We start from the raw sequence: 7,526 nt of genomic DNA, 5'->3' as shown, positions 1-7,526 counted from the left end.
TGGTACACCGAGGCCTCCCTGGTCCTGGACCTGGACGGCAACCCCCAGCCGGTCATCCAGCGCACCGACGCCTCCGAAATGGCCGTGACCATCGGAGCCGACGGCTTCTCCTACACCCGCGAACCGGGCGAGGAACGCGGCTTCAAGGTCGGCGCCCAGCTGTAACAAAGCTGCAGCAAAGCCCGACGGCGGGATGCGGCAGTGTGCCGCACCCCGCCGTCGTGCGTTTAATCGCCTTAGTCGCCGTGGTTCCGGCTGGCAGGTGGGGACGAACAGACGTCAACGGGTTGCTGCGGGCGCGGGATGGACGACGGCTCTGCGCAACGGGCACGCAGGGATAGCGAACCGGCAGATGAGTGCGGCCAGCGCCGGCGCGACAGCGGTGATGGCGAGGATGATGTTGCCCGGCGCGGGGAGTTCCTGGACGAGGACGAAGACGCCCATGGCCAGGACGAAGACGCCGAAGCCCTTGCGCATGGCCGCTTCGGGAATGCGGCCGGCGAGGCGGGAACCGGCGACGGAGCCGAGGATCGCGGCCGCGGTGACGGCGCCGACGAGGCCCCAATCGAGGCTGACTGTAGTGAGGTAGCCACCGAGCCCGGCGAAGGATTTCAGGGCGATGACGACCAGCGAGGTGCCCACGGCGACGGGCATGGCGAGGCCGCCGAGGAGGGCGAGGGCAGGGACGACAAGGAAGCCGCCCCCGGCGCCGACGAGTCCGGTGGCGAGGCCGACCACGAGGCCTTCGAGGATGACTTTGAGGACGGGCAGTTCGCTGTTGTTGGCGGCGGCGGTCTTCTTCCTTCGACCGCGGATCATGGCGATGGAGGTGGCGACCATCATGAGGGCGAAGGCGATCATGAGGATGGTGCCGGAAATGTGCCCGCCGAGCAGGCCTCCACCGAACGCCCCGGCCATGCCCGCGGCGCCGAAGATCAGGCCGGTACGCCACTTCACCCGGCCTTTACGGGCGTGGTCGACGGCGCTGACGGCCGACGTGGCACCGACGACAAACAGCGACGCCGCGATGGCTTCCTTGGGGTCGAGGCCTGCGACGTAGGTGAGGATGGGGACCGTGAGGATGGAGCCTCCGCCGCCGAGCAGACCGAGGGAGAGTCCGATGACTACGGAGAGCAGCAGGGTGGCCGTGAGGGCGACGGTCATGTGATTTGTCTTTCTGGTGTGGCGGCCGGCTCCCGCCCGGGGTGGGGCTCGGGCGGGAACCGGCTTAGGGGAGGGGTCAGGCCGAGGTGCGCGGCAACTGCCGGATGGCGCTTTCGGCGGTGGGCTCGGCTGCGGTCTTGTTCCACGGCATTTTGGACAGGGCCTTGCCCATGGCGCAGGTGTTCGTCGCCGCGGAGAAGGTCAGGCCGGCGCCGATGGCACCGGCAATCAGGCGCAGTCTGGGGGAGACGAATTTGCCCGCGAGCAGCCCGCCGACGACGAGGGTGCCGGCCGCCATGCGGACCTGGCGTTCGAGGTCCCAGCGCTGGACGCCGCGGACGACGTCGCCGCCAGCGGCAGCGAAGCCTGGTACGCCGCCGGTGAGCACACGGGCCGAGCCGATTCCGGCGTTGTTCAGGCGCTGGCGGGCCTGCTCAGCGCGGACGCCGGACTGGCAGACCAGGACCACGTGCGCCCCGAGGCGTTCGGCGAGTTCGTCGGTGTGCTCGGAAAGCAGCGGCAGAGGCAGGTTGTAGGAGCCACGGATGTGCATGGCCTCGAACTCCGCGGTGGAGCGGACGTCGATCACGGCCAGGTCCTTGTGCTTGTCCATCCATTCACGCAGCGTCTGCGAATCGAGGGCGGTCACGGTCAAAGTCTCGGAAGCCAAAGGGGAGTTTCCTTTCAAGGGATGAGATGTTTCGCCACAAGTCTGCCATATACCCCCGGGGGTATGCAATAAACCCCGTGGGGTATAGAGTGGAGGAAGGCTTTTACCCCGAGGAGAACACCATGCAGCTCGACAGCACCGAACTCACCCCGGTCATCAACCGGCTCAAGCGCGCCCAGGGCCAGCTGGCCGCCGTTACGCGGATGCTCGAGGAGGGCCGCGACTGCAAGGACGTGGTCACCCAGCTCGCCGCCGTCTCGAAGGCGCTGGACAAGGCAGGGTTCGCGATTATTTCCACCGGCCTGGAGCAGTGCCTGGCCAAGCAGGACAACTCCCTCGACAAGAAGGAGCTGGAAAAGCTCTTCCTCTCTCTGGCCTGACCTCGGCAGGCCGGCAAGGCGACCCCGCGTGATGGACTGCGCGAGGTCGCCTTTCTTGCTTATTGGCGTGCAATGGCTAGCGGGCCGGGGCGTTCTCTCCGGTGTTCTGCCAGGCCTCCCACGCGGCGTAGCTGCCGTCGAGTTCGACGACGTCGTAGCCCGCGCGGCGCAGGGTGCTTGCGGCGACGGAGTTGCGGACCCCGCTCTGGCAGTAGGTCACGATGGGGCCGTCGGCCGGAAGCTGGTTCAGGTTCCAGAGCACCCGGCCGGCGCTGAGCTGCTCGGAGCCGGGGATGTGCCCGGCGGCGTGCTCGCTCTTGTTCCGCACGTCCAGGACAAGGGCGGCGTCGAAACTGTCGAGTTCCTCTGGCTGGATCAGGGGCGGGACCACGATGGGCAGCCCGTCCAGGCTCGTTGTGTAGCCGGCAACATTGTCGATGCCCACGCGCACGAGATGGTCCCACATCTGCTGTGCGGCGTCCTGGCCGGAGGCGAGCAGGATCAGCGGGCGGTCGTCGGTCTCCGGGTCATAGGCCCAGGCGCCGAAGCTGGCGGCCTTGTTCCCGGCCGGGATATTCAGGGCGCCAGCCACGGTTCCTTCATGAACCTGCGCGTTGGGGCGGGTATCGACAAAGGTCACCTTGTCGGCGACCAGGGCCGCAGCGACGGCCTGGTTGTCCAGCTCGGGCAGCGGGCCGCGTTCGCCCAGAACCTGGGGGCCGAGGCGGTTCTGGCGCTTCATCCGGCCGAAGTAGGCGTGCGCGTCGGGCTGGCCGTCGAGCAGCTCATCGATGAAGCCCTGCTCGTCGTTGGCCTCCAGGTACTTGCCCCACCAGGCGTACAGCCGCTCATAGCCGACGGTGGTGGATGGGATAGCACCGAGGGCCTTGCCGCAGGCGCTGCCGGAACCATGGCCTGGGTGCACCTGGACGTGGTCCGGCAACGCCAGGAACTTGGTCCGCAGGCTGGTGAAGAGCTGCTTCGCGCCCTCGAAGCGGGTGTCGATGCCGCCGGCGGCCTCGTCCAGCAGGTCGGGGCGGCCCAGGTCGCCGGCGAAAACGAAGTCGCCGGAAAGCAGGTAGCCGGGCTGTTCGCTGAATGCTCCGTCGGTGACCAGGAACGAGAGGTGCTCTGGGGTGTGTCCGGGCGTGTGCAGGGCCTGGACCGTGATGTTTCCGATCGAGATCGTATCGCCGTCGTGCAGGCGTTCGGCGTCGAACCCGTACTGCCAGTCCGTCCCGCCTTCACCGGAAACGTACATGCCGGCGCCGGTAGCCGCGCCCAGTTCGCGGGTCCCGGAGAGATAGTCGGCGTGGATGTGAGTCTCGGCCACAGCCACGATCTTCATCCCGTTGGCCTTGGCCATGTCGAGGTAAATATCGATGTCGCGGCGGGCGTCGACCACTACGGCCTCACCCTTGCGCTGGCAGCCGATGAAGTAGCCGGCCTGGGCCAGGTCCTGGTCATAGATTCGCTCGAGCAGCATTTAGTCTCCTTGTCGTAGATTCCGCAAATACCCCCGGGGGTATCCTTCTGCCCATAACGATAATACCCATGGGGGTATAAGGCAAGCCCCCATCCCACCCTCGGATATACCCACCGGGCGTATCTGATTAGGATTGCCGCCCGTAAGGCGGCTACCTACAGAAACATGATGGAGGGACTTGTATGTGCCGGACGGCGACATGCCAAAAATGCGGAAAGGCAACGTGGGCAGGCTGCGGCAAACATATTGACCAGGTGATGCGTAACGTTCCGCATTCCCGCCGCTGCACTTGCGCTAGCAGTGCCGGCCGGCAGCCCGGCGCCGGGTTCGGCTGGATCAGGGAACTTTTCGGCCGGCGAGGCGCCCGCCGTCGTAGTCAGTAAGCCAGGGGTTCGCGGCCCAGCAGGGCATCTTCGACGGCGGCCGTACGGCGGCGCAGCGCCTCGGCTACGGCGGCGACGGCGGGCTGGCGCAGCGAGTCCGGGCGCAGCACCATCCAGTAGGGGAGGCGTTCCTGGAAGTCCTCGGGCAGCAGCCGCACCAGATCGGGGTGGCAGCCAGCCATGAAGCAGGGCAGGAAGCCGATCCCGGCGCCGGCCCGGGTGGCCTCGACGTGGACGAAAACGTTGGTGGAACTGAGCGAGTCCAGCATGCCGGGAACCAGCCGCCGCGGGGCATCCAGATCGTCCACCTGCAGCATCGAATCGACGAAGTACACCAGCCGGTGCTCGCTCAACTCGGCGACGCTGGCGGGCGTGCCGAAGTCCTCCAGATAGCGGCGCGAGGCATACATTCCCAGCATGTAGTAGCCCAGCCGGATCGCTTCGGCCCGGTGCACTTGCGGCTCGCCGACCACCACCTCCAGGTCCAGGCCCGAGCGGTGCTGCAACGCCCGGCGGGTGACGTTGACGATCTCCACGCTGAGGTTCGGGTGTTTCCGGCGCAGCTGTGCCACCGCCGGCGCGATGATGAACGCGCTGAAGCCGTCGGTGGCCGAAATGCGTACGACGCCGGCAATCTGGTCCGCTTCTTCCTCGCCTTCGTTGATGGTTGCCACCGCGGTCTCCACGTCCTCGGCGGCCCGCACGGCCCGGCGGCCCAGGTCCGTCAGCTCCCAGCTGCCCACGGTGCGCGCGAGCGTCCGGCCGCCGAGGCTCTTTTCCAGCGCGGCAATCCGGCGCGAGACGGTGGTGTGGTTCAAACCCAGGCTCTCGGCCGCCGTCGTAAATCTTCCGGTTCGCGCGACGGCGAGCAGGATCAGCAGATCATGGGGGTTCGGGGCGGCGGCGCCGGGGGAGTTCATATCTGCAATTGTGCACTTCATCTCTGCGCAACTGGTCATTGATGCACACCGCCGGCTGTGTCCATACTCGGTAGAGCCGTCCTGTGTGCTGGAGCACAGGGCCCCCGCAACGCCGATGTCAACGCTGACACCTGCAGAACAAAGGAGTGCGCCGATGAGCGTCAACAAGCCGACGGACGTCCCGGAGACGGAGAAATCGGGACTGAAAAAGATTGTGGCCGCCTCGATGGTGGGCACGGTGGTGGAGTGGTACGAATTCTTCCTCTACGCCACCGCAGCCTCGCTGGTCTTCGGCCAGTTCTTCTTCCCCAACGCGGACACGGAGCTGGACGGCATCATCGCGGCCTTCCTGACCTACGCGGTGGGCTTCATCGCCCGTCCGCTCGGCGGCATTGTGTTCGGCCAGATCGGCGACAAGCTCGGACGCAAGCACACGCTGCAGGTCACCATCATCATGGTCGGCGTGGCCACGTTCCTGATGGGCTGCCTGCCCGGCTTCGACTCCATCGGCTACTGGGCGCCGGCACTACTGGTCATCCTGCGCTTCGTCCAGGGCTTCGCCGTGGGCGGCGAGTGGGGCGGAGCCGTCCTGCTGGTCGCCGAGCACAGCCCGAACAAGTCGCGCGGGTTCTGGTCCAGCTGGCCGCAGGCCGCCGTTCCGGTGGGCAACTTGCTGGCCACCCTGGTGCTGCTGGGCATGTCCTGGATCCTCCCCTCGGACCAGTTCCTCAGCTGGGGCTGGCGCGTGGCCTTCTGGGTGTCCGCGTTCATCGTCATCATCGGCTACTACATCCGCACCCACGTCAGTGAGGCTCCGATCTTCCTGGAAGCCCGCGCCCAGGTGGAAGCCGACAAGGCCGTCAGCTACGGGGTGATGGAGGTTGTGAAGAAGTACCCCAAGGGCATCTTCGGTGCCATGGGCCTGCGTTTTGCCGAGAACATCCTCTACTACATCATCGTCAGCTTCACGATTGTGTACCTGAAGACCGTGCATGAGTACGACACGAGCCAGTTGCTGCTGGCGCTGCTGGTGGCCCACGTCATCCACTTCATTGTGATTCCGCAGGTCGGCCGGCTCTCCGATGCCTTCGGACGCAAGCCGGTCTACCTGGCCGGTGCGGTGCTCGGAGCCAGCTGGGCGTTCTTCGCCTTCCCGATGTTCGATACGCAGAACCCGTTCGTCATCATCGCCGCTGTGACCATCGGCCTGTGCTTCCACGCGTTGATGTACGCGGGTCAGCCGGCCATCATGGCCGAAATGTTCCCCACCCGCATGCGCTACTCCGGCGTCTCCCTGGGCTACCAGGTCACCTCGATTGTGGCCGGCTCGATGGCGCCGATCATCGCGACCGCGTTGCTGCAGGACTTCGGTTCCTGGATCCCGGTGGCCATCTACGTGGCGGTGGCCTGTGCCATCACCGCCGTCGCGGTAATCACGCTGAAGGAAACCAAGGGCGCCTCGCTGCATGACATTGACGACGCCGACGCCCGCAAGCATGGGCTGAACACCGCCCGGGTCAGCAACTGAGCCCAGTCCACGCTCGCAACAAGCACAACCTGCTCTACGTAAGGGAACTTTCATGACCAACGAAACCGAACGGACCAGCCTGCCGGCCGCCCAACCACTGGCGGGCCGGCGAGCCCTGGTCACCGGCGGCGCCAGCGGGATTGGTTTAGCCGTGGTGTATGCACTCGCGGCCCGCGGCGCCCACGTGGTTGTCGCCGACATGGACCAGACCGGCGCCGAGTCGGTGGCCAGGGAAATCGGCGGCTCAAGCTGGGGGGTCGACTTGCTGGACCCGTCGGCCGTCACCGACGATCGGCTCACCGAAGCGCTCGACGGCGTGGACATCCTGGTCAACAACGCCGGCATCCAGCATGTCAGTCCGATCCAGGACTTCAACCCGGAGGACTTCCGGCGAATCCTGACGCTGATGCTGGAGGTCCCGTTCCTGTTGATCCGTGCCGCGCTGCCGAAGATGTATGCGCAGGGATTCGGACGGATCATCAACGTCTCCTCGGTGCACGGGCTGCGTGCTTCGCCATTCAAATCCGCCTATGTCACCGCAAAGCACGGGCTCGAAGGCCTGTCCAAGGTCACCGCGCTGGAAGGCGGCGAGTACGGCGTGACCAGCAACTGCGTCAACCCCGGCTACGTCCGCACCCCGCTGGTGGAGAAACAGCTGGCGGACCAGGCGCGGCTCCACGGCGTCCCCGAATCCGAGGTGCTGGCCAAGATCATGCTGACCGAAAGCGCCATCAAGCGCCTGGTCGAGCCGGAGGAAGTGGCCTCGCTGGTGGCCTGGCTCGCCAGCGACGAGGCGGCCATGGTCACGGGCGCCAGCTACACCATGGACGGAGGCTGGTCCGCGCGGTAAACGGCGCCTCCCGCAACAAAGTTACGTTCGACGTCGGCACTCGGCTGGGTTTTCCACCCACCTGAGTGCCGGCGTCGTTTTGTTGCGGTCACGCTCTGGAACTCGTCGAGTGCGTCGGGCGGGGGCAGATAGACTGCTGATAAAC

At 66.4% G+C, this 7,526-nt stretch carries 7 protein-coding genes and 1 pseudogene; 4 read left to right on the top strand and 4 right to left on the bottom strand.

Annotation, left to right across the window (positions count from 1 at the left end; translation table 11 throughout):
• Nucleotides 1-165: pseudogene (locus B0G38_RS19420) on the top strand (3,4-dihydroxyphenylacetate 2,3-dioxygenase); the annotation flags it as partial.
• 114 nt (nt 166-279) lie between these two features.
• On the opposite strand, the gene B0G38_RS19415 reads toward B0G38_RS19420, so the two are convergent.
• Both B0G38_RS19415 and B0G38_RS19410 read right to left on the bottom strand, forming a co-directional pair.
• Entirely contained in the window at nt 280-1,164 is an 885-nt protein-coding gene (locus B0G38_RS19415; protein ID WP_264670965.1) for a sulfite exporter TauE/SafE family protein, read from the bottom strand.
• 76 nt (nt 1,165-1,240) lie between these two features.
• On the bottom strand, nt 1,241-1,834 hold the full coding sequence (locus B0G38_RS19410; RefSeq protein ID WP_264670964.1) for a rhodanese-like domain-containing protein: 594 nt from the start codon (nt 1,832-1,834) through the stop codon (nt 1,241-1,243).
• Between the two features lie 122 nt (nt 1,835-1,956).
• Between B0G38_RS19410 and B0G38_RS19405 the strand changes: the two genes are divergently transcribed.
• A complete protein-coding gene (locus B0G38_RS19405; protein ID WP_264670963.1) occupies nt 1,957-2,214 on the top strand; it encodes a metal-sensitive transcriptional regulator in 258 nt (85 codons plus the stop codon).
• Nucleotides 2,215-2,290: 76 nt separating this feature from the next.
• On the opposite strand, the gene B0G38_RS19400 is transcribed toward B0G38_RS19405, so the two are convergent.
• Together B0G38_RS19400 and B0G38_RS19390 are read right to left on the bottom strand one after the other, a co-directional pair.
• Nucleotides 2,291-3,700 carry an MBL fold metallo-hydrolase gene (locus B0G38_RS19400; RefSeq protein ID WP_264670962.1) on the bottom strand — a complete coding sequence of 470 codons (1,410 nt, stop codon included), beginning with the start codon at nt 3,698-3,700 and terminating at the stop codon, nt 2,291-2,293.
• Between the two features lie 376 nt (nt 3,701-4,076).
• The gene (locus B0G38_RS19390) at nt 4,077-5,003 is read right to left on the bottom strand and encodes a LysR family transcriptional regulator (protein ID WP_264670960.1); all 927 of its coding nucleotides are present in this window, start codon (nt 5,001-5,003) and stop codon (nt 4,077-4,079) included.
• Between the two features lie 154 nt (nt 5,004-5,157).
• On the opposite strand from B0G38_RS19390, the gene B0G38_RS19385 reads away from it, so the two are divergent.
• Nucleotides 5,158-6,531, top strand: a complete 1,374-nt coding sequence (locus B0G38_RS19385; RefSeq protein ID WP_264670959.1) for an MFS transporter — start codon at nt 5,158-5,160, stop codon at nt 6,529-6,531.
• A 52-nt stretch (nt 6,532-6,583) separates the two neighbouring features.
• Nucleotides 6,584-7,381, top strand: coding sequence for a 3-hydroxybutyrate dehydrogenase (locus tag B0G38_RS19380; protein ID WP_264670958.1), 798 nt, complete (start codon nt 6,584-6,586; stop codon nt 7,379-7,381).
• The last annotated feature ends 145 nt before the right edge of the window (nt 7,382-7,526 follow it).

The sequence above is a fragment of the Crystallibacter permensis genome (assembly GCF_025960875.1).
Lineage (GTDB): Bacteria > Actinomycetota > Actinomycetes > Actinomycetales > Micrococcaceae > Crystallibacter > Crystallibacter permensis.
This window is presented reverse-complemented; position numbering and strand designations above follow the sequence as displayed.